Here is a 269-nt window from a genome sequence, read left to right on the forward strand (position 1 = left end):
GGGCCGTTTACGGATGTGTACTCGGTAATGGCGAACTGGGGCGCTAACCATGGGGTTCTGACCATCGGCCACGTTGGCGCAGACTTTATCACTCTCGCCTCCATGCTGCGTATCCCGGTATGTATGCACAACGTTGAAGAGACCAAAGTGTATCGTCCTTCTGCCTGGGCTGCGCACGGCATGGATATTGAAGGCCAGGATTACCGCGCTTGCCAGAACTACGGTCCGTTGTACAAGCGTTAATACATTACTCCCTGATGTGATGCCCG

Annotated in this window: 1 pseudogene; it reads left to right on the forward strand. The window is 54.6% G+C overall.

What is annotated here, in order from left to right:
• A pseudogene (gene fucI / locus R0J88_RS20420) lies at positions 1-243 on the forward strand (L-fucose isomerase); the annotation flags it as partial.
• Positions 244-269: the final 26 nt, after the last annotated feature.

It is taken from the genome of Pseudoalteromonas sp. SIMBA_162 (genome assembly GCF_046535955.1).
GTDB lineage: Bacteria > Pseudomonadota > Gammaproteobacteria > Enterobacterales > Alteromonadaceae > Pseudoalteromonas > Pseudoalteromonas marina.